This is a genomic window from Cupriavidus sp. IDO, assembly GCF_000812465.1.
Lineage (GTDB): Bacteria > Pseudomonadota > Gammaproteobacteria > Burkholderiales > Burkholderiaceae > Cupriavidus.
Genome location: NZ_JWMA01000015.1, coordinates 74,320 through 96,121, shown reverse-complemented (window position 1 = coordinate 96,121; position 21,802 = coordinate 74,320). Strand labels below are relative to the sequence as shown.

General features: G+C 66.1%; 18 protein-coding genes and 1 pseudogene. 4 read left to right on the top strand and 15 right to left on the bottom strand.

All coding sequences use genetic code 11. The features are described 5' to 3' along the window. Window positions 1–1,290, bottom strand: a pseudogene (locus RM96_RS05690) (sensor histidine kinase KdpD); the annotation flags it as partial. 596 nt (window positions 1,291–1,886) lie between these two features. Between RM96_RS05690 and rpsU the strand changes: the two are divergent. From rpsU to RM96_RS05665, 4 genes are all read left to right on the top strand, one after another. Then, a complete protein-coding gene (gene rpsU / locus RM96_RS05685) occupies window positions 1,887–2,099 on the top strand; it encodes a 30S ribosomal protein S21 (protein WP_029044331.1) in 213 nt (70 codons plus the stop codon). Window positions 2,100–2,316: 217 nt separating this feature from the next. Then, window positions 2,317–3,228 (top strand): nodulation factor ABC transporter ATP-binding protein NodI, encoded by a 912-nt coding sequence (nodI, locus tag RM96_RS05675; protein WP_039008627.1) that lies wholly within the window; start codon window positions 2,317–2,319, stop codon window positions 3,226–3,228. Window positions 3,229–3,230: 2 nt separating this feature from the next. After that, complete coding sequence (locus tag RM96_RS05670; RefSeq protein ID WP_039008626.1) at window positions 3,231–4,103, top strand: ABC transporter permease; 873 nt, start codon at window positions 3,231–3,233, stop codon at window positions 4,101–4,103. A gap of 54 nt (window positions 4,104–4,157) precedes the next feature. Next, the gene (locus RM96_RS05665) at window positions 4,158–4,463 is read left to right on the top strand and encodes a hypothetical protein (protein ID WP_238587105.1); all 306 of its coding nucleotides are present in this window, start codon (window positions 4,158–4,160) and stop codon (window positions 4,461–4,463) included. 20 nt (window positions 4,464–4,483) lie between these two features. On the opposite strand, the gene RM96_RS05660 is transcribed toward RM96_RS05665, so the two are convergent. The 14 genes from RM96_RS05660 to leuB all read right to left on the bottom strand — a co-directional run bounded on the left by RM96_RS05660 (window position 4,484) and on the right by leuB (window position 21,798). Next, window positions 4,484–5,689, bottom strand: a complete 1,206-nt coding sequence (locus RM96_RS05660; RefSeq protein WP_039008623.1) for an O-succinylhomoserine sulfhydrylase — start codon at window positions 5,687–5,689, stop codon at window positions 4,484–4,486. Window positions 5,690–5,980: 291 nt separating this feature from the next. Further along, window positions 5,981–7,510 carry an amidophosphoribosyltransferase gene (purF, locus tag RM96_RS05655; RefSeq protein WP_039008621.1) on the bottom strand — a complete coding sequence of 510 codons (1,530 nt, stop codon included), beginning with the start codon at window positions 7,508–7,510 and terminating at the stop codon, window positions 5,981–5,983. 93 nt (window positions 7,511–7,603) lie between these two features. Continuing rightward, window positions 7,604–8,101, bottom strand: a complete 498-nt coding sequence (locus tag RM96_RS05650) for a CvpA family protein (RefSeq protein ID WP_039008619.1) — start codon at window positions 8,099–8,101, stop codon at window positions 7,604–7,606. A 38-nt stretch (window positions 8,102–8,139) separates the two neighbouring features. After that, a complete protein-coding gene (locus RM96_RS05645) occupies window positions 8,140–8,877 on the bottom strand; it encodes an SPOR domain-containing protein (protein ID WP_039008617.1) in 738 nt (245 codons plus the stop codon). An 84-nt stretch (window positions 8,878–8,961) separates the two neighbouring features. Then, complete coding sequence (gene folC / locus RM96_RS05640; protein WP_039008616.1) at window positions 8,962–10,272, bottom strand: bifunctional tetrahydrofolate synthase/dihydrofolate synthase; 1,311 nt, start codon at window positions 10,270–10,272, stop codon at window positions 8,962–8,964. 147 nt (window positions 10,273–10,419) lie between these two features. Then, a complete protein-coding gene (gene accD, locus RM96_RS05635; RefSeq protein WP_039008614.1) occupies window positions 10,420–11,292 on the bottom strand; it encodes an acetyl-CoA carboxylase, carboxyltransferase subunit beta in 873 nt (290 codons plus the stop codon). 182 nt (window positions 11,293–11,474) lie between these two features. Beyond that, entirely contained in the window at window positions 11,475–12,272 is a 798-nt protein-coding gene (gene trpA, locus RM96_RS05630) for a tryptophan synthase subunit alpha (RefSeq protein WP_039008612.1), read from the bottom strand. 1 nt (window position 12,273) lies between these two features. Next, window positions 12,274–13,188, bottom strand: a complete 915-nt coding sequence (locus RM96_RS05625; RefSeq protein WP_039008610.1) for a DNA-methyltransferase — start codon at window positions 13,186–13,188, stop codon at window positions 12,274–12,276. Then, window positions 13,188–14,381 (bottom strand): tryptophan synthase subunit beta, encoded by a 1,194-nt coding sequence (gene trpB / locus RM96_RS05620; RefSeq protein ID WP_039008609.1) that lies wholly within the window; start codon window positions 14,379–14,381, stop codon window positions 13,188–13,190. Before trpB ends, RM96_RS05625 begins: the two co-directional genes overlap by 1 nt. 124 nt (window positions 14,382–14,505) lie before the next feature. After that, complete coding sequence (locus RM96_RS05615; RefSeq protein WP_052279343.1) at window positions 14,506–15,198, bottom strand: phosphoribosylanthranilate isomerase; 693 nt, start codon at window positions 15,196–15,198, stop codon at window positions 14,506–14,508. Then, window positions 15,185–16,006 carry a tRNA pseudouridine(38-40) synthase TruA gene (gene truA, locus RM96_RS05610; RefSeq protein WP_039008604.1) on the bottom strand — a complete coding sequence of 274 codons (822 nt, stop codon included), beginning with the start codon at window positions 16,004–16,006 and terminating at the stop codon, window positions 15,185–15,187. Before truA ends, RM96_RS05615 begins: the two co-directional genes overlap by 14 nt. A gap of 152 nt (window positions 16,007–16,158) precedes the next feature. Then, window positions 16,159–18,990 (bottom strand): FimV/HubP family polar landmark protein, encoded by a 2,832-nt coding sequence (locus tag RM96_RS05605; RefSeq protein ID WP_039008602.1) that lies wholly within the window; start codon window positions 18,988–18,990, stop codon window positions 16,159–16,161. Window positions 18,991–19,273: 283 nt separating this feature from the next. After that, window positions 19,274–20,410: an aspartate-semialdehyde dehydrogenase gene (asd, locus tag RM96_RS05600; RefSeq protein ID WP_039008600.1), complete on the bottom strand. Its 1,137-nt coding sequence runs from the start codon at window positions 20,408–20,410 to the stop codon at window positions 19,274–19,276. A 320-nt stretch (window positions 20,411–20,730) separates the two neighbouring features. Beyond that, window positions 20,731–21,798: a 3-isopropylmalate dehydrogenase gene (gene leuB, locus RM96_RS05595; RefSeq protein WP_039008598.1), complete on the bottom strand. Its 1,068-nt coding sequence runs from the start codon at window positions 21,796–21,798 to the stop codon at window positions 20,731–20,733. Window positions 21,799–21,802 lie beyond the last annotated feature (4 nt).

Sequence of the window (21,802 nt, the reverse complement as noted above, 5' to 3'; positions counted from 1 at the left end):
CCCCGCCGCATCGATCCCGGCCGGTGCACCGCTGGCCGCCCGCACATCCGCACGGGTGGTGTCAGCCGCCACGCGGATCACGTCGATCTCCGGGCATGCCGCCGCCAGCGCTTCGGCAAAGCTGGTCCGCCCGAACAGCCACGCGCGCGCGCCAAGGAACGGCGACAGCGCCCACGCCAGAAACGTACGGCCCTGCTCAATCCAGGAGTCACCCTCACGGCGCCAGCGGGCCGGCGTGCGGCCCAGCACCACCTTGGTCAGGTTGTGGCGCCGCACGTAGCCCGCCACCGCCTCGACCATGTCGTTGCCCGCGAGGGTCTCGGTCCGCGCACCCAGCTCCTCCGCCAGCCGCATGGCCCCTTCCAGCCGCGCCCTTGCGGAATCCGGAAGCGGTGCCAGCCGCGGTGCGGCGACGGTGATCACGTGGCAATCGCAGTCAAGCTGGCCGGCAAGCCGCCGAGCACTCCTGACCACCTGCTCGGCATCGCTGCCGCTGCCGATGCACGCCAGCACCGCTTCACGCGTGCGCCAGACGGACTGGATCGATTCCGCGCGGCGATACGCGCGCACGTCGTCGTCGACTCGATCGGCCGTGCGGCGCAGCGCCAGTTCACGCAGCGCGATCAGGTTGCCCTTGCGGAAGAAATTGCGCACGGCATGCCGCGCCTGCTCGGGCAGGTAGACCTTGCCTTCACGCAGGCGGCGCAGCAACTCGTCGGCGGGCAGGTCGACGAGGATCACCTCGTCGGCGCCGTCGAATACCGTGTCGGGCACCGTCTCCCAGACACGGATGCCCGTGATACCGCCTACCGCCTCATTGAGGCTGTCGAGATGCTGCACATTGACCGTGGTCCAGACATCGATGCCGGACGACTGCAGCTCCTGTATGTCCTGCCAGCGCTTGGGATGGCGGCTGCCGGGCGCATTGGAGTGCGCCAGCTCGTCGACAAGGATCAGCGCCGGGCGGCGCGCCAGCGCGCTGTCCAGATCGAATTCCTTCAGCACCCGGTCCCGGTAGGGCACGTCGCGCATCGGCAGGCGTTCCACACCGTCGATCAGCGCTTCGGTCTCGGCGCGGCCGTGCGACTCCACCACGCCAATCACCACGTCGACGCCCTGCTCCCGCGCTGCCCGCGCGGCGGCGAGCATGGCAAAGGTCTTGCCCACGCCTGCCGACGCCCCGAAATACACGCGCAGCTTGCCGCGGGCCGCGCGTGCCCCCTCCTCCTGCAGGCGTTGCAGGAGACTGTCAGGATCGGGGCGTTCCGCAGGATGTCGCGCGTCAGGCATGGTCAGCGTCGTCGCCGTTCATCGGTACGGACGCAGGCAGATTGTGCCACGCCAGGAACTGCCGGAATCGACACGTTTCTCGAGCCATTAAGTGCGATCAGGAAGACCCCGTCCATGACAATGCAATCCGTGAGTGAGTGACTGGCACTCCGCAAATTGGAGGCGCGGCAGTAAAATCGGGGTGGAAAGCCAACGGCAGCGTGTAAAGAAGATATAAAATTCCCGGGCCGGGCGTCCGCCGACGCAGCAACAACGACGCCAAGGGCTTTGTGCGGCTTACTCCTCATATGAGAGCCCGCTGACCTGCGCCCCTCGGTTACGCATCTCAGCACTTTCTTGACATCCCGGTCGTATACGTGCCATAGTTACGGGCGTATAGCTTTTTATGGAAACCGGTACTGTCAAGTTCCTGCCGTACACCGAACTTGGCGCTATCACCCCTGACACTGGCTGCACGGACTGACAGGTCCACATCTTTCAGGTTCGCGGGGGTGCACCAGGGCACCAGTCTCTGAGTGCAATACCAGTCGCTTCGGCGACCGCAGTTTCCCCCGTTTGAACCCAGCCGCTTGCGCGGCAACCCCTAAAGGACTGAATTGACTAAGATCGTCTTGAAACCCGGTGAGCCCGTTGAAGTTGCAATGCGCCGCTTCCGTCGTGCCATTCTGCAAACTGGCCTGATCGTTGAGCTCAAGAGCCGCACCGCCTACGAAAAGCCCACGACCGAGCGCAAGCGCAAGAAGAAGGCTGCCGAGTCGCGTCTGCGCAAGCGCCTGCGCATGCAGATGCTGCCGAAGAAGCTCTACTGATTCGCGCAGTACGCAAGAAAAGCCGCCAGCATGCTGGCGGTTTTTTTATGCCCGCAGAAAAGCGCGACCGGCGGGCTCCCGACCCGCATGTGCGCCATGCAGAATTTCGCGGCTGCGGCCTCCCAAAGGCATGCTGCAGTGCGCCACCGGAAGCACAGCCCGATGACCGGCATAATGGCGGGTATTGCGCCCAGCGGCGCGTCCACCGGTTCCTGCCTTGACTGCCATCCTCGAGTTGCGCAAGGTGCGCAAGCAATACGGCGACACGGTTGTCGTCGATGACCTGGACCTGCAGGTGCATCGCGGCCAGTGCTTTGGCCTGCTCGGTCCGAACGGCGCCGGCAAGACCACGACACTGCGGCTGCTGCTGGGCCTGACCACGCCGATGGGCGGCACGCTCACCCTCTGCGGCGAACCCATCCCGGCACGCGCGCCGCAGGCGCGCATGCGCGTGGGCGTGGTGCCGCAGTTCGACAACCTCGACCCGGACTTCTCGGTGATCGAGAATCTGCGCATCTTCGGCCGCTACTTCGGCCTGTCTTCGGCGGTGATCGACAAGCGCGTTCCCGGCCTGCTCGAATTCGCCCGTCTGGAAAACCGCGCTGATGCCCAGGTCCGCGACCTGTCCGGCGGCATGCGCCGCCGCCTGACCGTGGCGCGCGCCCTGATCAACGATCCGGACCTGCTGATCATGGACGAGCCCACCACCGGGCTCGACCCGCAGGCGCGCCACCTGATCTGGGAGCGGCTGAAATCCCTGATGGCAAGCGGCAAGACCATCCTGCTGACAACCCACTTCATGGAAGAGGCCGAGCGCCTTTGCAACTACTTGTGCGTGATCGACGGCGGCCGCAAGATCGCGGAAGGCAAGCCGCACGAGCTGATCGACAGCCAGATCGGCTGCGACGTGGTCGAGGTCTACGGCGACGAGCTGGAACAATTGCGAGGCCGCCTGACGCCCCTCGCGGAGCGCACCGAAATGAGCGGCGAGACGCTGTTCTGCTACGTACGCGAACCCGCCCCGCTGCTGGCCGCCCTGCACGGCAACGGCGGCGTGCGCTACCTGCACCGCCCGGCCAACCTGGAGGACGTGTTCCTCAAGCTGACCGGCCGCGAGATGAGGGACTGACCATGAGTGAACAGGATCCGCGCCCCGGCAAGGTGCCTGCCATGACCGACCACCAAGCCTCCCGCAAGCCCGCTGCGGCCGCACCGCATCCCAGCTATCCGCAGCCGCTGCTGCCGCGCAATATGCGCAACTGGATGATGGTCTGGTACCGCAACTACATGGTGTGGAAAAAGCTGGCCATTCCTTCGATGATCGGCAATCTCGCCGATCCGATGATCTACCTGTTCGGCCTAGGCCTCGGCCTCGGGCTGCTGGTGGGACAGGTGAACGGCGTTTCGTACATTGCCTTCCTGGCCGCAGGTACCACGGCCTCAAGCGTGATGATGTCGGCCAGCTTCGAGTCGATGTACTCGGCCTTCTCGCGCATGCATGTGCAACGCACGTGGGAGGCGATCATGCACGCGCCGCTCACGCTGGGCGACGTGGTGCTCGGCGAGATCCTGTGGGCCGCGAGCAAGGCGGTGTTGTCAGGCCTGGCCATCATGCTGGTTGCGGGTGCGTTGGGCTATGCCAGCATGCCGGGCGCGCTACTGGCGCTGCCGGTCATCGTGCTGGCCGGGATTGCGTTCGCCAGCCTGGCGATGATCGTGACAGCGCTGGCGCCCAGCTACGACTTCTTCATGTTCTACCAGACGCTGGTGATTACGCCGATGCTGTTGCTGTCGGGCGTGTTCTTCCCGCTGGAGCAACTACCTGCGGGTGCGCGCGCGGCGACCAGCGTCCTGCCGCTGGCGCATGCGGTCGCAATGATCCGCCCGCTGATGCTCGGCCGGCCAGTCGAAAACGCGACGCTGCACATTGCCGTGCTGGCCGCCTACGCGGCCGTAGCGTTGATGCTATCGCTGGTGTTGTTGCGCCGCCGCCTGCTGCGCTGAGTACAATCCGTCCCTCACTTCACTCCGGCGGCCCGGCCAGGGCAAGCAGCGCTCATGCAACCTCGCTCTTCCTTCTCGTGCAGCCTGATCCGCGACGAAAACGGGCACCCTTCCGCGGCGCACACGCGCCGTGCGGCGTTCTTGCTCGCGATGATGGGGGGACTTGCGCTATCAGGATGCAGCGTCGTTGGCGCGACCGTGGCGGTCGGCAGTGCGGCGGTTTCCACCGTGACCACGGTGGGATCGGCAGCGGTCAGTGTCGCCTCGACCGCGGTCGAGGCGACCTATGACGTCACCAAGGCAGGCGTCAAGGCCATGGCCGGCGGCGACAGCGAACCGCCGCCCGCACCGGCGCCCTGACCGGCTGCCTTCTCTCTGGCTTATCCCTGCAGCCCGCGCAGCAGGTCAGCCTTCAGGTCTGCCACCGATTCCAGCCCCACCGCCAGGCGGATCAGCCCTTCGCTGATGCCCGCGGCTGCCTTTGCCTCCGGGCTGACCCGGCCGTGCGTGGTGGTATAGGGATGCGTGATGGTCGTGCGCGTATCACCGAGGTTGCCGGTGATCGAGCACAGCCGGGTGCTGTCGATCACGCGCCAGGCATTGGCGCGCTGCTGCTCGGGCGTGGCGCCCTTCAGCTCGAACGACACGATGGCGCCGCCGCCGCTCTGCTGGCGCATGGCGATCTCGTGCTGCGGGTGCGATTTCAGCGCCGGGTGGAACACGCGTGCCACCGCGGGATGCGACTCCAGGAACTCGGCAATTGCCAGCGCGCTGGCCGAATGCCGCTCCATGCGGATCGCCAGCGTTTCCATGCCCTTGAGCAGCACCCATGCATTGAACGCCGACAGCGTCGGGCCGGCAGTGCGCACAAACGGGAAGACCTTGCCCATGATGAAGTCGTGCGTTCCCAGCACGGCCCCGCCCAGCACCCGCCCCTGCCCGTCGATATGCTTGGTGGCCGAATGCACCACGATGTCGGCGCCAAACTTGATCGGCTGCTGCAGCGCCGGCGAACAGAAGCAGTTGTCGACCACCAGCAGCGCGCCCGCGTTGTGGGCGATATCGGCGACGGCGGCAATGTCGGCCACCTCCGTCAGCGGGTTCGACGGGGTTTCCAGGAAGAACAGCTTCGTCGTCGGTCTGACCGCCGCGCGCCATGCATTCAGGTCGCTCGGGTCGACAAAGGTCGTTTCAACGCCGAACTTCGAGAAGATGTTCGAGAACAGGGTCATGGTCGAGCCGAAGATCGCGCGCGAGCTGACCAGGTGGTCACCGGCCTGCAGCAAGGACATCACGACCGACAGGATCGCACTCATACCCGAAGCCGTAGCCATGCACGCCTCGGCCCCTTCCAGCGCGGCCAGACGCGACTGGAACATCGACACCGTGGGATTGGTGAAGCGGGAGTAGGTGAAGCCCTCCTCCGAGTGGGCGAAGCGCTCGGCGGCTTCGGCGGCGCTGTTGAAGCAGAAGCTCGAGGTCAGGAACATGGCCTCGGAATGCTCCATATATTCGCTGCGCAGCGTACCTGCGCGCACGCCGAGGGTGTCGATGCCAAACGATTCGGGATTGAGCGGTTCGTTCATGCTGGTGGCGCGGCGGTACCCGCGCGGGTTGCGATTATTCGGAGGCTCGGGATCGCGGTCCGGAGCGCGGCCATGAAAAAAGCCCGTACGATCGGTGAGTCGGATCGACGGGCTGCCTGTCTGGTACGGGATTCGCTGCGCGCTGCGCCGGTCGAGGCCGGCACTCCGCTTTAGCTGTTTCGGGCGAGCCCTGGAGGCCGTGCCCGCGTCCGCAAGCTGACTATCAAATCGACGCCCGGCCATGTTACGGCCGGGCCTCGCATTCGTCAACGTGTGTGGCCGTGACGCGGCTTACTCGTTGCCGCCGGAGCGCTGCAGGTGCAGTTGCGAGCGCTCGGTATCGCCACCGTTGCCTTCGCGGTCTGCCAGGCTGCGTGCCGTTTCCAGCCGATCCAGGTAGGCCTCGTCGATATCGCCGGTGATGTAGCGGCCGTCGAAGCACGATGCGTCGAAGTCCTTCAGCGCCGGGTTGATATCGCGCACCGCCTGCTTCATCGCCTCGACATCCTGGTAGACCAGCTGGTCCGCGCCGATGATGCGTGCGATCTCGTCATGGGTGCGGCCATGCGCCACCAGCTCGCTGCGGGTCGGCATGTCGATACCGTACACGTTGGGGAACTTCACCGGCGGCGCGGCCGAGGCAAAGATCACCTTCTTGGCGCCGGCGTCGCGCGCCATCTGCACGATCTCGAACGAGGTAGTGCCGCGCACGATCGAATCGTCCACGATCAGCACGTTCTTGCCCTTGAACTCCACGCCCATGGCGTTGAGCTTCTGGCGCACCGACTTCTTGCGCACGGCCTGGCCGGGCATGATGAAGGTGCGGCCGACATAGCGGTTCTTGAAGAAGCCTTCGCGGTAGTTCACGCCGAGGCGGTTGGCCACCTGCATCGCGGCGGGGCGGCTCGAATCGGGGATCGGCATCACCACGTCGATGTCGCCGGCCGACACTTCCTTGCGGATCTTTTCCGCCAGGTAGTCACCCATGCGCAGGCGCGCGTCGTAGACCGGCACGCCGTCGATGCACGAATCCGGGCGGGCCAGGTAGACGTACTCGAAAATGCACGGCGTCAGCACCGGGTTGTCGGCGCATTGCTTGCTGTAGAGCTTGCCGTCGAGGTCGATGAAGATGGCCTCGCCCGGCGCCACGTCGCGCTCCAGGCGGTAGCCGATGCCTTCCAGCGCCACCGACTCGGATGCCACCATCCATTCCTTGCCGGTCGGGGTATCGACGCTGCCCAGGCACAGCGGGCGGATGCCGAACGGATCGCGCACGGCCAGCATGCCGTAGCCGGCGATCTGCGCGGCAATCGCGTACGAGCCCCGCACGCGGCGGTGCATGCCCGCCACGGCCGTAAAGATGGTTTCGGGCTCCAGCGCCATGCCGTGGCTGGCGCGTTGCAGCTCGTCGGCCAGCACGTTCAGCAGCACTTCGGTGTCCGAGTGCGTGTTGATGTGGCGGCGGTCGCGGCGGAACATTTCCTCGCGCAACTGTTCCCAGTTGGTCAGGTTGCCGTTGTGCGCCAGGATGATGCCGTAGGGGGCGTTGACGTAGAAAGGCTGGGCCTCTTCCTCGCTGGAAGCCGAGCCGGCGGTCGGGTAACGCACCTGGCCAATGCCTGCCATGCCGGGCAGGCCACGCATGTTGCGCGTCCGGAAGACGTCGCGCACGAGGCCATTGGCCTTGTGCATATGGAAGGTACTGCCGTTGGCGGTGGCGATGCCGGCAGCATCCTGTCCACGGTGTTGCAACAACAGCAGGCTATCGTAAATCAGTTGGTTTACGGGGGTGGCAGAGACCACGCCGACGATACCGCACATGCCAAACTCCCAGGAAAGGCTTTGAATCAGGGGGCGCAACCTTGTCCCGGCGGACAGGGCCTGCGTACTACCGGCCGGACGGGATGCCCGGCCTCATGTCTTCACGTATCTGGCCAGCTCCGGAGGCAGCCAGGGCCTGAGCGACTCCATCGCCTGCATCACATAGGGACGCGTCACGGCGTCGCGCCAGAAGGCCTCTTCCGGCAACTTGGTGAGCCCGGCCAGCGTCACCACCAGCATCACCACCAGCGCACCGCGCATCAGCCCGAACACCAGCCCGAGGCCGCGATCCGCCGGCTTCAGCCCGGTGCTCTCGAGCAACTGGCCGAACACCGTGCCAGCCAGCGCCGCGCCGATAACGGTGCCGATCAGCAGCACCACGAATCCAAGCGCGTGCCGGGCCAGTTCTCCGCCCGGCAATGACTCGGGCATCCAACCCGCGGCAACAGCGCCATAGCGATATGCCACCCAGAACGCCACCACCCAGCCGATCAGCGACAGCACCTCGCGGACCAGGCCGCGCAGCACACCGATCAGGCTGGAGGCGATCAGGATGAAGGCCACGCCATAGTCAAAAAAAGTTGGCTGCATCGTTCAAGCGGGGCCGCACCGCGTGCCCCGCGCTGGCGTCACTGTTCTATCACCTTCGACGTCAGCCCCGTGGCGCGCACGCGCTTGTCGGCAGCATCGGCGGCGTCACGGTCACTGAAGGGACCGGCGCGCAGCAGCACGCGCTCGCCGTCGGCCAGCACTTTCTTCTCGATGTATGCCGGCACCTTGCTCGCCTTGAGCTTGGCCAGCCAGTTTTTCGCCTTCTCTTCCGACGAGAAGGCGCCAATCAGGATCAGGAATTTGCCGCTGCCCTGCGGCTTGGCTTCCGCGGTCTTTGCGTCAGCAGGCCTGGATTCGGCGGGCTTGGCCTCGGCACGGGTGGCGGGCTTGTCGGCAGCAGGCTTGGCGGGCGCGCTGACCAGTTCCTCGCCGGCGTCCAGCGCGTCGGCATCGGAGCGGGCCTGCGGGGCGGGCGGCAGCGGATCGGCCTTGCGGGGCTCGACCTTGGGTTTCTGCGCGGTGCCCTGCCCGCCGGAGACTTTCACCGATACGTCTTCAGACACCGGGCGAGGCTTGGTTTCAAAGATGATGGGCAGCACGATGACCGCGGCCACCACCAGCACCACGGCGCCGATCAGGCGGCGGCGCGCGCGCTGCTTCTGCGGGAATTCCGGGTCGAGCGTGTCGTCGGCATATTCCTCCGCCAGCCGGCGCGACGAGGCGATGCCTGCACCCGGATCGGTACGCTGACGGCGCGCACGCTCTGGTGCCGGGTCGTTGCCCTTGCGGGAAGAAAACAGCGAAAGCAGGCCCATAGATTGGTTCGGTGCGACGGCTGGTTGCGGCCAGCCGTTGAGTTTGTGGCTCAGTTATCGCGCATTACCGCGTGCACTGTCACATCAGTGCGCCTGCGTGGCGCGGTACGCCATCACGCCGGCAACGGTATAGAACGATCCGAAGACCAGAATTCTATCATTCTCGGTCGCTCTCTCGATGGCATCGCGAAATGCCGCCTCCGGGCTCGAAAAGCAGGCAGCGGTCGCGTCCGGGCCCGCCTGGAAACCGCCCTCTTCCAGCTTCGCAAGCAGCTCCGCGGCAGGCGCGGCGCGCTCGGTCGGAAGGTCGCACAGACACCAGTGGTCCACCTTGTCGGCCACGTGGCGCAGCACGCCGGCGATGTCCTTGTCCTGCATGGCGCCGAACACTGCATAGGTGTACCGGAAGAAGCCCATGTTCTCCAGGTTCTGCCCCAGCGTGGCCGCTGCATGCGGGTTGTGCGCCACATCGAGGATCACGGCGGGACGCCCCGGCAGCACCTGGAAGCGCCCCGGCAGTTCCACGAACGCCAGCCCGTTGCGCACTTCCTGCGCACTGACCGGCAGGCGCGGACGCAAGGCCTGCAGCGCCGCCAGCGCCGCCGAAGCGTTCAGCAGCTGGTTGGCGCCGCGCAGCGCCGGGTAGCCCAGACCGTTGAGCTTGCGCTCGCGGCCGCTCCAGTCCCATTGCTGACGCTCCTGGCCCTTAGCGGCCCGGAAGTTGAAATCGCGCCCCACCAGCCACAGGTCGGCACCGATGGCCTCCGCATGCTCCACCAGCGATTTGGGCGGCACCGGATCGCCGCAGATCGCGGGCACGCCGGGCCGGAAAATGCCGGCCTTTTCAAAGCCGATTTCTTCCCGCGTGTTGCCCAGGTACTGAGTGTGGTCGATATCCACGCTGGTGATAATCGCGCAGTCCGTATCGATCACGTTGACCGCATCCAGACGGCCGCCCAGCCCCACTTCCAGGATGATCGCGTCCAGGCCGGCCGCAGCGAAGGCATGGATGATCGCCAGCGTGGTGAACTCGAAGTAGGTCAGGCTGACCGGGTCCGCGTAGCTGTTGCGCGCGCGCTCCACCGCCTCAAAGTGCGGCAGCAGCTCGGCATCGGTCGCAAACTCGCCGTTGATGCGCGCGCGCTCGTTGAACGAGATCAGGTGCGGCGACGTATGGCAGCCGACCTTGTAGCCCGCTTCCAGCAGGATGCGCTCCAGGATGGCGCAGGTGGAGCCCTTTCCGTTGGTGCCACCGACGGTGAAAACCACGGCGTCGATGCGCAGCCCGAGGGCTTCCTTGACGCGGGTGATCCGGGTCAGGCCCATGTCGATGCCCACCGGGTGGGCGGTTTCGAGATGGGACAACCATTCGGGAAGGGTATGGAAGACTGGCATGAGGGGCTTGGAAAGCTTTGCTACTAGATTCGGCCAGCAGGCCTCAAAGTCAAGGGCGCCGGCAGCATGCAAACGCCGCGGCGACGCCCAAGAAAAGCGAAAGGCGCGTCAACCACCCGCGCCCTCGCTCCGATCATTCAATGCAATTTATGCGACCGCATCCGCCGGTTGCTTTTGCAGCAGCGCCAGCAACTGGGCCAGTTCGCTGCGCAGCTTGCGGCGGTCGACGATCATGTCGATGGCGCCCTTCTGCAACAGGAACTCGGCGCGCTGGAAGCCCTCCGGCAGCTTCTCGCGCACGGTCTGCTCGATCACGCGCGGGCCGGCAAAGCCGATCAGTGCCTTGGGCTCGGCGATCACCACATCGCCCAGGAAGGCGAAGCTGGCGGACACGCCACCCATGGTCGGGTCGGTCAGCACGCTGATGAACGGCAGCTTGGCGGCCGTCAGGTGGTTCAGCATCGACGTGGTCTTGGCCATCTGCAGCAGCGACAGCAGGCTTTCCTGCATGCGCGCGCCGCCGGTGGCGGTAAAGCAGATGAACGGGACCTTCTGCTCCAGCGCGGCCTGCGCGCCACGGACGAAGCGCTCGCCGACCACGGAGCCCATCGAACCGCCCATGAACTCGAACTCGAAGCAGCTCACCACCACCGGAACGGTGTGGATGGCGCCGCCCATCACGACCATGGCATCGGTCTCGCCGGTGTCTTCCATGGCCGCCTTGATGCGGTCCGGGTACTTCTTGGAATCCTTGAACTTCAGGGCGTCGACCGGCACGATTTCCTGGCCGATCTCATAGCGGCCTTCGGCGTCCAGCAGCGCGTCCAGGCGCGCGCGCGCGCCAATGCGCATATGGTGGTCGCACTTGGGGCAGACGTGCAGGTTGGCCTCGACGTCGGTCCGGTACAGCGTGGACTCGCACGACGGGCACTTGACCCACAGCCCTTCCGGAATGCCCTTGCGGGTGGAGGGGTCGGTCTGTTGAATCTTGGGGGGCAGGAGTTTATCCAACCAGCTCATGAAAGCTCCTTTCGGATAGCTGCCGCGGCCTCGCCGATCTCCGCAATTGCGGAACGGCACAGGAACGGCAGGGAATCAGGCCGCGAATTTACCACGCCGACCGCGTCTGGCCGAAGCAAAACGCGCGCCTTGTGCATCCTGAGCCACTAAATAGTGGCTCAGGTGTCGGCAACAGATCACCTTCAGCTATCAAGCGCCTGGCGAATTTCCGCGATAAACGAGCGCAGCGATTGTACCGCCTGCGCGCGCGGCGCATCTTCCAGCAGTTGCACCAGGCGGCTGCCGATCACGACCGCATCCGCCACGCTGCCGATCGCGCGCGCGGTCTGCGCATCGCGGATGCCGAAGCCGACGCCGACCGGCAGGTTGGCATGACGCTTGATCAGCGGGATGCGCGCAGCCACGCTGTCCAGGTCGAGCGTGGCGGAACCCGTCACGCCCTTGAGCGACACGTAGTAGAGATAGCCGCTGGCCACCTTCGCCACGGCTTCGATGCGGTCGTCGGTCGAGGTCGGCGCCAGCAGGAAGATCGGATCCATCTGGTTGGCGCGCATCAGTGCGGCGAACGACTCGCACTCCTCGGGCGGATAGTCGACCACCAGCACGCCATCGACGCCGGCCGCGCGAGCGGCGGTGGCGAAGGCCTCTTCGCCCATGCGCTCGATCGGGTTGGCGTAGCCCATCAGCACCACCGGCGTATCCGCATTGGTCTGGCGGAATTCGCGCACCCATTGCAGCACCTGCGTCAGCGAAACGCCTTGCGCAAGGGCGCGCTCGGAGGCGCGCTGGATCACCGGGCCATCGGCCATCGGATCGGAAAACGGCACACCGAGTTCGATCACGTCGGCGCCGCCGGCCACCAGTGCATGCATCAGTTCCACGGTGAGCCCCGGCTCGGGATCGCCCGCGGTGATAAACGGAATCAGGCCCTTCTTCTGCTGCGCGGCCAGTGCCGCGAACGTCTTCTGGATACGGGACATATCAGGGAATCAGGTGAGGCCGCGGCACCGGCGAGGCATCGTCGTTGGCGGCGGCAGGGGTTGGGTTCGCGTCCGCCGGCCGCGACAGCGGCATGGTGGCGGCAATGCGCTTGTGCGCCACGCGCACATAGTCGGGATTGATCTCGAAGCCGGCAAAGCGCCGGCCGTGGCGCAGGCACGCCACCGCCGTGGTGCCGCTGCCCGCGAACGGGTCCAGCACCAGCCCGCCTGGCGGGCAACTCGACAGCACCATCCGCTCGACAATCTCCAGCGGCTTCTGCGTAGGATGGTCGGCACGCTCCGGATCCTGGCGGTGAATGCGCGAGATGCTCCACAGGTCCTTGGGGTTGTAGCCGACCTCCAGCCACTTCTTGCCTTCGAAACGCGGGCGGCTGCGCGCCTTCTTGGTCTCGGGATCGTACGGAATCCGCACGGGATCCAGGTCGAAGTAGTAGTCGCGCGCCTTGCCGAAGAAGCCGATGTTGTCGTGCACCGACGAATACTTGCGCGTGGTGCCGCCCATGCTCGGCACGCGCCGGTCCCAGATGATCTCGTTGATCATGGTCAGGCGCCGCTTGAGCATGACGAACAGCTCGGGCGAGTATTGCCAGGTGCAGAAGAGATAGAGCGTGCCCTTGGGTGCCAGCTTGGGCACGACCGCATCCATCCAGCGCTCCGACCAGTCCAGGTAGGCCTGGCCGGACAGCAGGTCGGAATCATTGCCGTAGTCCTTGCCCAGGCCGTACGGCGGATCGGCGACGATCAGGTCCACGGAGCCGTCGGGCAGGCGGGCAATGCCCTCGAACATATCCTCTTCGAACAGTTGCCAGGTCGGCGCGTCCGGCCCGACCGGCGAGGCCGGAGCTCCGCCGTCGGCGCCATCGAACAACGAAGGTTCAGGTGGCAGCGTGCGCATCAGAGCTTCAGCCCCGAACGCTCGGCCACGGTGTGCATGTCCTTGTCGCCGCGCCCGGACAGGTTGACCAGCAACAGCTTGTCCTTGGGCAGCGTCGGCGCCAGCTTGCACGCGTAGGCGATGGCATGGCTCGACTCCAGCGCGGGGATGATGCCCTCGATGCGGCAGCAGTCGTGGAACGCCTTCAGTGCCTCTTCATCGGTAATCGGCACGTACTGGGCCCGGCCGGTGTCCTTGAGCCAGGCATGCTCGGGGCCGACGCCGGGGTAGTCCAGGCCCGCCGAAACCGAATGGGTCTCGATGATCTGGCCGTTGTCGTCCTGCAGCAGGTAGGTACGGTTACCGTGCAGCACGCCCGGCGAACCACCGATCAGCGACGCCGCGTGACGGCCGGTGTCCAGGCCATCGCCGGCGGCTTCCACGCCGATCAGCTGCACGTCCTCGTGCTCGATGTACGGGTAGAAGATGCCCATGGCATTGGAACCGCCGCCCACGCAGGCGATCACGGCATCCGGCTGGCGGCCGGTCATCTCCGGCATCTGCACCTTGGCCTCTTCACCGATCACGCACTGGAAATCGCGCACCATCATCGGATACGGATGCGGACCCGCAACCGTGCCGATGATGTAGAACGTGGTCTCGACATTGGTCACCCAGTCGCGCATGGCCTCGTTGAGCGCGTCCTTGAGCGTGCGCGAGCCGCTTTCCACCGGCACCACGGTGGCGCCCAGCAGCTTCATGCGATAGACGTTGGCAGCCTGGCGCTTGACGTCCTCGGAGCCCATGTAGACCACGCACTCCATGCCGAAGCGCGCCGCGATGGTGGCCGTGGCCACGCCGTGCTGCCCTGCCCCGGTCTCGGCGATCACGCGGCGCTTGCCCATGCGCTTGGCGAGCAGGGCCTGGCCGATGACGTTGTTGATCTTGTGGGCGCCGGTGTGGTTCAGGTCTTCGCGCTTGAGGTAGATCTGCGCGCCGCCGAGCATCTCGCTCCAGCGCTGCGCATGGTAGATCGGCGACGGACGGCCGACGAAGTGCTTCAGCTCGCGGCGGTATTCCGCGTCGAAATCGGCATCCTTCTGGTAGTGGGCATAAGCCTCGCGCAGCTCATCGAGCGCGTGAACCAGGGTTTCGGAAACGAAGGTGCCGCCATAGGGGCCGAAATGGCCACGGGAATCGGGCAAGTCGTACATGTCTAGACTCTTCAGAACTGCGGCCTTGCATCGGAAAGCAAGGGCGCAAAGTTGACAGCGATGTGCGGTGCCCGCGCCGGCAGGCTACGGGCGGCATTCGGAACTTGTCGCGGAGCGACCCGGATCATCCTGCCTCGGTACTGCGGACAGCGCGCACGAACGCGGCGATGCGGGCATGATCCTTCACGCCCTTTGCGGCCTCGACGCCACTGCTGACGTCAACAGCGTACGGCCGCACGCGTTCAATCGCGCCAGCGACGTTTTGCGCGTTCAACCCACCACTCAAAACGATGCGAGGAGCGCCGTTTGCGTTCGGGTTGCCGGTGGACGGATGGTCGTGCGGAAGCCATGCCGGGGGAATCAGGGTCCAGTCGAAGACGTGGCCGCCACCGCCGTAGCCTTCCACGAAGGCATCGAGCAGCAAGGCAGCGGCATCACGATAGTGATCGGCGAATTCTACCAAATCGAGACCCGGCCGGACACGGGCGGCGCGCAGGAACGGCAGCCGGCAGCGCTGGGCGGCCTGCGTGCAGAACTGCGGGGTTTCGTCGCCGTGGAGCTGAAGCAGCGTCAGCGGCACGCGCTCGGCAACATGGGCGATCTCCTCCACGTCCGCATTGACGAACAGGCCGACGATGGAGACGAAGGGCCCGGCCGCATCGGCCAGCGCGGCAGCGCGCGCCACATCGACAAACCGCGGGCTGCCCGGGTAGAACACCAGGCCGATGGCATCTGCGCCGGCATCCACCGCGGCGCGGACATCGTCCTCGCGCGTCAGGCCGCAGATCTTGATGCGGGTGCGCTCAGGCCTCGTCATCGCGAAACACTCCATGGAACAGGCTGGCGGAGGGATCGACCGCCGGGATCTGGTAAGCCTCAGGATACTTCACGTCAGCCAGGTACAACCCGTCCGGCATGAAGGTGGGCGCCGCCAGCCGGCGGTCGCGCCCCGCCAGCACCTGGGCCAGCCATTCGGGCGGATACCGCCCCCGCCCCACCGCCACCAGGCAACCCATGAGGTTGCGGACCATATGGTGCAGGAAGGCGCTGGCGCGAAAACGCAGGAACACCCAGTTGCCGTCGGCCTTCAGCGTCACATCGTACATGGTCTTGACCGGCGACTTGGCCTGGCATTCGGCGGCACGGAAGGCAGAAAAGTCGTGCTCGCCGATCAGGCAGGCGGCTGCCGTGCGCATGGCGTCGACGTCGAGCCGCTGGCCTGGCGGCAGCATCAGATAGCCGGCGCGGCCATGAATCAGCGGCACCCGGTGCGGGCCGACATAGAGCGCGTAATAGTACATGCGCTCATAGGCCAGGAAGCGCGCATGGAAGCTCTCGTCGACCTTGCGCGCCCACTGAAGCGCGATCGATGGCGGCAGGAAGGCGTTGACGCCGCGCACCCAGGAGAACAGCTCGCGCTCCAGTTCCGTTTCGAGATGGATCACCTGCCCCAGCGCATGCACGCCAGTGTCCGTCCGGCCCGCCACCGTGGTCGGCAGGCGCACGCCGGCAAAGCGCTCGATGGCGTCTTCCAGATGGTCCTGCACGGTGTTGCGGTGCGGCTGCGACTGCCAGCCCGAGAAGGCGGCGCCGTCGTAGTGGAGGCCGAGTGCGATGCGATTCATGTAGCGATGTGGATGCGGGGCGGCGAATTGCTTTGGACCTGCTGGCGCTGCACGCTGCAAGCGCCAAAAGAAAATGCGCCGGAAGGGACGCTTCCGGCGCATCGCTTCGGGCCACGGCACAGCGTGCCGCCGCCCGGGCCATCAATGATAGCTCAGGCCACCTCGAGCAGCAGCGACCGGGCTTCGGCCTGCAGGCTGTCCTGCGACTGTTCCACCACTTCCTGCAGCAGCTCGCGGGCCCCTTCCTTGTCGCCGATCTCGATGTAGGCGCGGGCCAGGTCGAGCTTGATCTGCATATCGCGCCCGCCGTCCATGCCGTCCGACGAGAGCGTACTCGGCGAAACGCCGCGCGCGGTGTCCGACACGTTCTCACCGGAAATCCGCGTCAGGTCGATCGGCTCGGTCAGCTTGCCGTTGCGCATCATGGTCGGCGACGGCAGCGGCACCGTGGATTCGGCCAGCGAGCGGGCATCGGCCTGGGCGTCCGCATTCAGGTCGAGCGAGATGTCCGGCATGTCGAAGTCCAATGGACGCGACAGCGTCGGCGTATCCAGCGCCGGGGTATCCAGGCGCGGCACGTCGGCCAGCGGGTCGGATTCACCTGCCGGCATGTCGAAATCCAGGCCGCTGTCCAGGCGCATGACCGGCTCGGCAAGCGGATTCTCATTGCCGAACACCAGTGAGGCCGACTCCGGCGCCACGATCGGGTCGCCCGCGGCCGGTGCCGGGAAGGCATCCAGCGGCAATGCCAGGTCGCCCAGCGCGGGCTCGCGCGGCTGGGCAGCCGGATCCAGCGACGGATCCCGCGTGCGCCACTGGTCCGACGCCGGGGTCGATGTTTCCGGACCGGCGCCGGCATCCGGCGTTACCGCCAGGTACATTGCATTGCCCGCATCGAGGGCCCGGCCCATTTCCGCGGCTTTCAGCCATTCCGCTCCGTGTCCGCCGGTCTGGGCGAACATTTCTTCTGCAATCACGCGGAACCCTTCCACATCCTGACGATTACTGTAAATCTCCAGGAGCTTCAGCCTGACCGGCTGTTGCTCCGGGTTTTTCTGCAAGGCTTCGCGCAGGATTTCTTCCGCCTGCACATCGCGCCCGTAGGCGATATAGACCTCGGCCTCGGCGATCGGGTCGACCTCATTGGCTTCCGGCGTGTTGTTGCCGATGCGGAAATCCGCACCGAACACGCTGTGCTGCGAGGTATCGACACTCTGCCCGCCCGCGGTGCCGAAGAGCGAATTGGCGCCAGCCATCACCGTGCTTTCCTGCGACAGGATGCTGTCGCCGAAGCCGGCGGAATCGCTCGTCTTTTGCTGCTGCCGACGCCGGTAGATCGCATAGCCGCCCAGCAGCGCGATCAGCAGGCCGCCGCCTGGCAGCAACGTCGGGTTGGCCAGCAGGCCATCCAGGAACGAGGGCTGCGGAGCCGGCTCGGCCTGCACCACCACCGGCGGGCGCTTGGCTGCCGGCGCCGATGCCGGCGCGCTGGCCTGCGCCGCGCTTGCAGTTGCCGCCGGCGCCGAGGCGGGAGCCGCGGCAGTTGCAACCGCAGGTGCGGCGGCTTCCGGTGCTGCACCGCTGGCCGCGGCAGTAGTAGCGACAGCGGGCGCAGCAGCGGCGACAGCGGGCGCGGCAGCGTTGGGTACATCCGCCTTGGGCGGCTGTGCAGCGACGACGGTCGGTGCAGTCGCTTCGGGCTTTGCCTGAGCCTGAGCCTTTTCCTTCTCGGCCTGCGCGGCCTGGTTGGCCTGCGACAACTTGGCAATCTCGCCGTTCTTCAGTTCGAGCAGCCGCTGCATGTCGCCAACGTTCTTCTCGAGCTGGGCCATCTTGGCCTCGGCTTCCTTCAACTGACGGTCGCGCGCGACATTGGCTTCGGCCTGAGCCGTTGCGTTGGCCTGCGCGCCGCGCTCCGCCTTGCTCAGCTTGAGCTCGTCGCGCGGGCCGGCAGCAGGCGCCGCCTGCTCCTGCACGCGTGCCGTGACGTTGCCCGAATGCTCGCGCCCGCTGTCGGCCTCGACCGCCTTGGCGGCCGCGGCGCTGGCCAGCCGGCTGCGATAGGCATCGAAGCCTTGGGTGCGGGCAACCACCTCGCGGCGGGCGGCCTTTGGCGTCACCGCCTGCGCTTCCTGCCGGGACGGCACCTTCAGCACGGCACCCGACCTGAGCCGGTTGATATTGCCGCCGATGAAGGCATTGGGATTGTTGCGATAGAGCGCCAGCAGCATCTGGTCGAGCGAGACCGATTCCTGACCCTGCATGGCATCGCCGGCGATCGCGTAGAGCGTATCGCCGCGCTGCACGGTGTAACCCGCGCCGGGGGCCTTTTCTCCGGCATCGGCGACAGGCGCGCGCCTGGGCGTTGCCGCCTGGCGCGCTGGCCGAGGCTGCTGGGCAGCCTGCGCCGGTTGCGGCGCAGGCTGAGCGGCGGCCGGCGCGGCATCGGCCGTGGCGGCCGCTGGTGCCGGCACGCTCGGCGGCGCGTCAGGCGTTGCGGCCGGCACCACGGTCGTCGGCGAGAAAGTCTGGTTCGAGGCCTTGGCCCCGGCGGGGTCAAGCAGGAAGGTGTAAGCGCGGGAAACTTTGCCGCTCGACCAGCTCATGTCGACCAGGATGTCGACAAACGGCTCGCTGATCGGCTGGTTCGACCGCACACGTGCGACATAGCTGCCGTTCGGGCGTCGCTCGATATCTAGGCGCAGGCTGCTGACGGCGGGCAGGTACGTCAGTCCGGCCCTGGCATAGGCGTCCGGGGAAGCGAGCTTGATGCTCAGCCCGGCCGCTTCGTCGGCGCTGACGCCGCTGATGTCGATTTCAGCCTGTAGCGGCTGCCCCAGATTCGACTGTACCCGCAATTGCCCGAACCCCGCGGCGTACGCGGCAGGCTGCGCAAGCAGCAGGCCGATAGCCGTCACGGCCAGCGTTGACCAGCGCTGACGGACAGTAGGCGCATCTTTCCGGCGATGTTGGCTCACACTCACCTTGTGCTCCGTTAGTTATGTTCTAGTAACGAAATAGACCCCGACCCAAAAGAAACCAGGCGCAGCAAGCGGGCGTTCTGACCGAGCCCTTCCCAGCTCGCGTGCCGGCATCGGCCAAAGCGGATGCCGGGCGCATGCCGGCGTATTGTGACGCATCGCCCGGGAAAAAAGGCAGCCGGATACAACAACGCCGCGCATGGGCGCGGCGTTGCGGGCAAAGCGATACATTCTGTTGCCTGGCCGCAACGAAAGCAACCAGGCAATTGGCATCCGGAGGCGGGACTCAGGATTCGATCAGAATGCGCAGCATACGGCGCAGCGGCTCGGCGGCGCCCCACAGCAACTGGTCGCCCACGGTGAAGGCCGACAGGTACTCGCCGCCCATCTGCATCTTGCGCAGTCGGCCGACCGGAATGGTCAGCGTGCCGGTCACGGCAGCCGGCGTGAGGTCGGTCATGCTCGCCTCGCGCGTGTTCGGCACCACCTTTGCCCACGGGTTGTGGGTCGCCAGCATGCCTTCGATCTCGTCCAGCGGCACGTCCTTGCGCAGCTTGATGGTCAGCGCCTGCGAGTGGCAGCGCATCGCGCCGATGCGCACGCACAGGCCGTCCACGGCGATCGGCGTGGCGCCGGTCGCACCCAGGAAGCCCTCGCCGCGGCCCAGGATCTTGTTGGTCTCGGCGCCGCCCTTCCACTCTTCCCTGGACTGGCCGTTGCCCAGGTCCTTGTCGATCCAGGGAATCAGGTTGCCGGCCAGCGGCACGCCGAACTGCCTGGTTTCCTCGGCGGACAGGCCATGCTGGGTCGCCAGGATCTTGCGGTCGATCTCGAGAATGGCCGAAGCCGGGTCATCCAGCAGCGGCTTGACCGACGCGTTCAGCGTGCCGAACTGGGTCAACAGCTCGCGCATATGCTGTGCACCGCCGCCCGAAGCGGCCTGGTACGTCATCGAAGTCATCCACTCGATCAGGTCAGCCTCGAACAGGCCGCCCAGACCCATCAGCATGCAGCTGACCGTGCAGTTGCCGCCGATGAAATTCTTCACACCCTTGGACAGGGCATCCTTGATCACACCCTGGTTGACCGGATCCAGCACGATGATGGCATCGTCCTTCATGCGCAGCGAGGACGCCGCGTCGATCCAGTAGCCCTTCCAGCCGGCCGCGCGCAGCTTGGGAAAGACCTCGTTGGTGTAGTCGCCGCCCTGGGCGGTCAGGACCACGTCGCACTTCTTCAGTGCTTCGATATCGTTGGCATCTTTCAGCGTGGTTTCGTTCCTGGCCATGGCGGGCGCCTTGCCGCCGGCATTGGACGTGCTGAAGAAAACGGGCTCGATATGGTCGAAATCACGCTCTTCCTGCATGCGCTGCATCAGGACGCTGCCGACCATTCCCCGCCAACCGACGAGACCTACAATCATGACTTACCTCGATGTGATTTGAACTTCCCCGCCATTTTCCTCGCCCGGCGTGGCTGCGCGGGGAAGACGGGCAGGCACGACGAACGGATCTAGGCGATCGCGGTTTTAATAGTGCTTTTAATCGTCGTTGCAGATTGGCCGGGCGAAATCGTGCCGACCGGGCCGCGGGTAGCGGTCAGGGCAACAGCAGCAGTCAGGGTGGACTGGGAAAATCGGGCCATTCGCGGAGTTTACACGATTTTGCGGCGCCGCCGCAGCGTGGAAAACAGGGACAAATAAAAGAACGGGCACCACTCACGCGGAGCCCGTTCGCATGTGACTTACAGTGCCGCCAGCACCGCGTCACCCATCTCGCGGGTGCCAACCTGCTTGCAGCCCGGCGTCAGGATGTCGCCGGTGCGATAGCCCTGGGCCAGCACCTTCTTGACGGCATTCTCGATGCGGTCAGCCTGCCCGGCCTTGTTCAGCGAGTAGCGCAGCATCATGGCCGCCGACAGGATGGTAGCCAGCGGATTGGCCACGCCCTTGCCCGCGATGTCCGGTGCCGAGCCATGCGACGGCTCGTACAGGCCCTTGTTGTTGGCATCCAGCGAAGCCGATGGCAGCATGCCGATCGAGCCGGTCAGCATGGCCGCCTCGTCCGACAGGATGTCGCCGAACATATTGCCGGTGACGATCACGTCGAAGCTCTTGGGCGCCTTGACCAGCTGCATGGCCGCGTTGTCCACGTACATGTGCGACAGCTCGACCTCCGGGTATTCCTTGTGCACATCGATCACGATGTCCTTCCAGAACTGGAAGGTCTCGAGCACGTTGGCCTTGTCGACGCTGCACAGCTTCTTGCCGCGCTTGGCCGCGGCCTGGAAGGCCACGTGGGCGATGCGGCGGATCTCCGGCTCGCTGTAGCGCATGGTGTCGAAGCCTTCGCGGGCGCCCTTGAACAGGCCGTCCGGCGCTTCGCGCACGCCGCGCGGCTGGCCGAAGTAGATGTCCCCGTTCAGCTCGCGCACGATCAGGATATCCAGGCCGGCCACCAGCTCGGGCTTCAGGCTGGAGGCGCCGGTCAGTTCCGGATAGCAGATCGCCGGACGGAAGTTGGCGAACAGCTGCAGGTGCTTGCGCAGGCCGAGGATGGCCTGCTCGGGCCGCAGCGGACGATCCAGGCTGTCGTACTTCCAGTCGCCCACCGCGCCGAACAGGATGGCGTCGGCTTCCTTGGCCAGCTTCAGGGTGTTTTCCGGCAGCGGATGGCCTTCGGCCTCGTAGCCGGCGCCGCCCACCGGCGCGGTTTCCATTTCGAACTTTTCGTCGAGGGCGTTCAGGACCTTGACGGCCTCCGCGACGATCTCGGGACCAATGCCGTCACCCGGCAGGACTGCGATTTTCATGCTG

Excerpts from the sequence above, each read along its gene's own strand:
- RM96_RS05670 (WP_039008626.1), top strand. The coding sequence starts at position 3,231 with ATGAGTGAACAGGATCCGCGCCCCGGCAAGGTGCCTGCCATGACCGAC.
- RM96_RS05665 (WP_238587105.1), top strand. The coding sequence starts at position 4,158 with ATGCAACCTCGCTCTTCCTTCTCGTGCAGCCTGATCCGCGACGAAAAC.
- RM96_RS05660 (WP_039008623.1), bottom strand. The coding sequence starts at position 5,689 with ATGAACGAACCGCTCAATCCCGAATCGTTTGGCATCGACACCCTCGGC.
- purF (WP_039008621.1), bottom strand. The coding sequence starts at position 7,510 with ATGTGCGGTATCGTCGGCGTGGTCTCTGCCACCCCCGTAAACCAACTG.
- RM96_RS05650 (WP_039008619.1), bottom strand. The coding sequence starts at position 8,101 with ATGCAGCCAACTTTTTTTGACTATGGCGTGGCCTTCATCCTGATCGCC.
- RM96_RS05645 (WP_039008617.1), bottom strand. The coding sequence starts at position 8,877 with ATGGGCCTGCTTTCGCTGTTTTCTTCCCGCAAGGGCAACGACCCGGCA.
- folC (WP_039008616.1), bottom strand. The coding sequence starts at position 10,272 with ATGCCAGTCTTCCATACCCTTCCCGAATGGTTGTCCCATCTCGAAACC.
- accD (WP_039008614.1), bottom strand. The coding sequence starts at position 11,292 with ATGAGCTGGTTGGATAAACTCCTGCCCCCCAAGATTCAACAGACCGAC.
- trpA (WP_039008612.1), bottom strand. The coding sequence starts at position 12,272 with ATGTCCCGTATCCAGAAGACGTTCGCGGCACTGGCCGCGCAGCAGAAG.
- RM96_RS05625 (WP_039008610.1), bottom strand. The coding sequence starts at position 13,188 with ATGCGCACGCTGCCACCTGAACCTTCGTTGTTCGATGGCGCCGACGGC.
- trpB (WP_039008609.1), bottom strand. The coding sequence starts at position 14,381 with ATGTACGACTTGCCCGATTCCCGTGGCCATTTCGGCCCCTATGGCGGC.
- RM96_RS05615 (WP_052279343.1), bottom strand. The coding sequence starts at position 15,198 with ATGACGAGGCCTGAGCGCACCCGCATCAAGATCTGCGGCCTGACGCGC.
- truA (WP_039008604.1), bottom strand. The coding sequence starts at position 16,006 with ATGAATCGCATCGCACTCGGCCTCCACTACGACGGCGCCGCCTTCTCG.
- asd (WP_039008600.1), bottom strand. The coding sequence starts at position 20,410 with ATGATTGTAGGTCTCGTCGGTTGGCGGGGAATGGTCGGCAGCGTCCTG.
- leuB (WP_039008598.1), bottom strand. The coding sequence starts at position 21,798 with ATGAAAATCGCAGTCCTGCCGGGTGACGGCATTGGTCCCGAGATCGTC.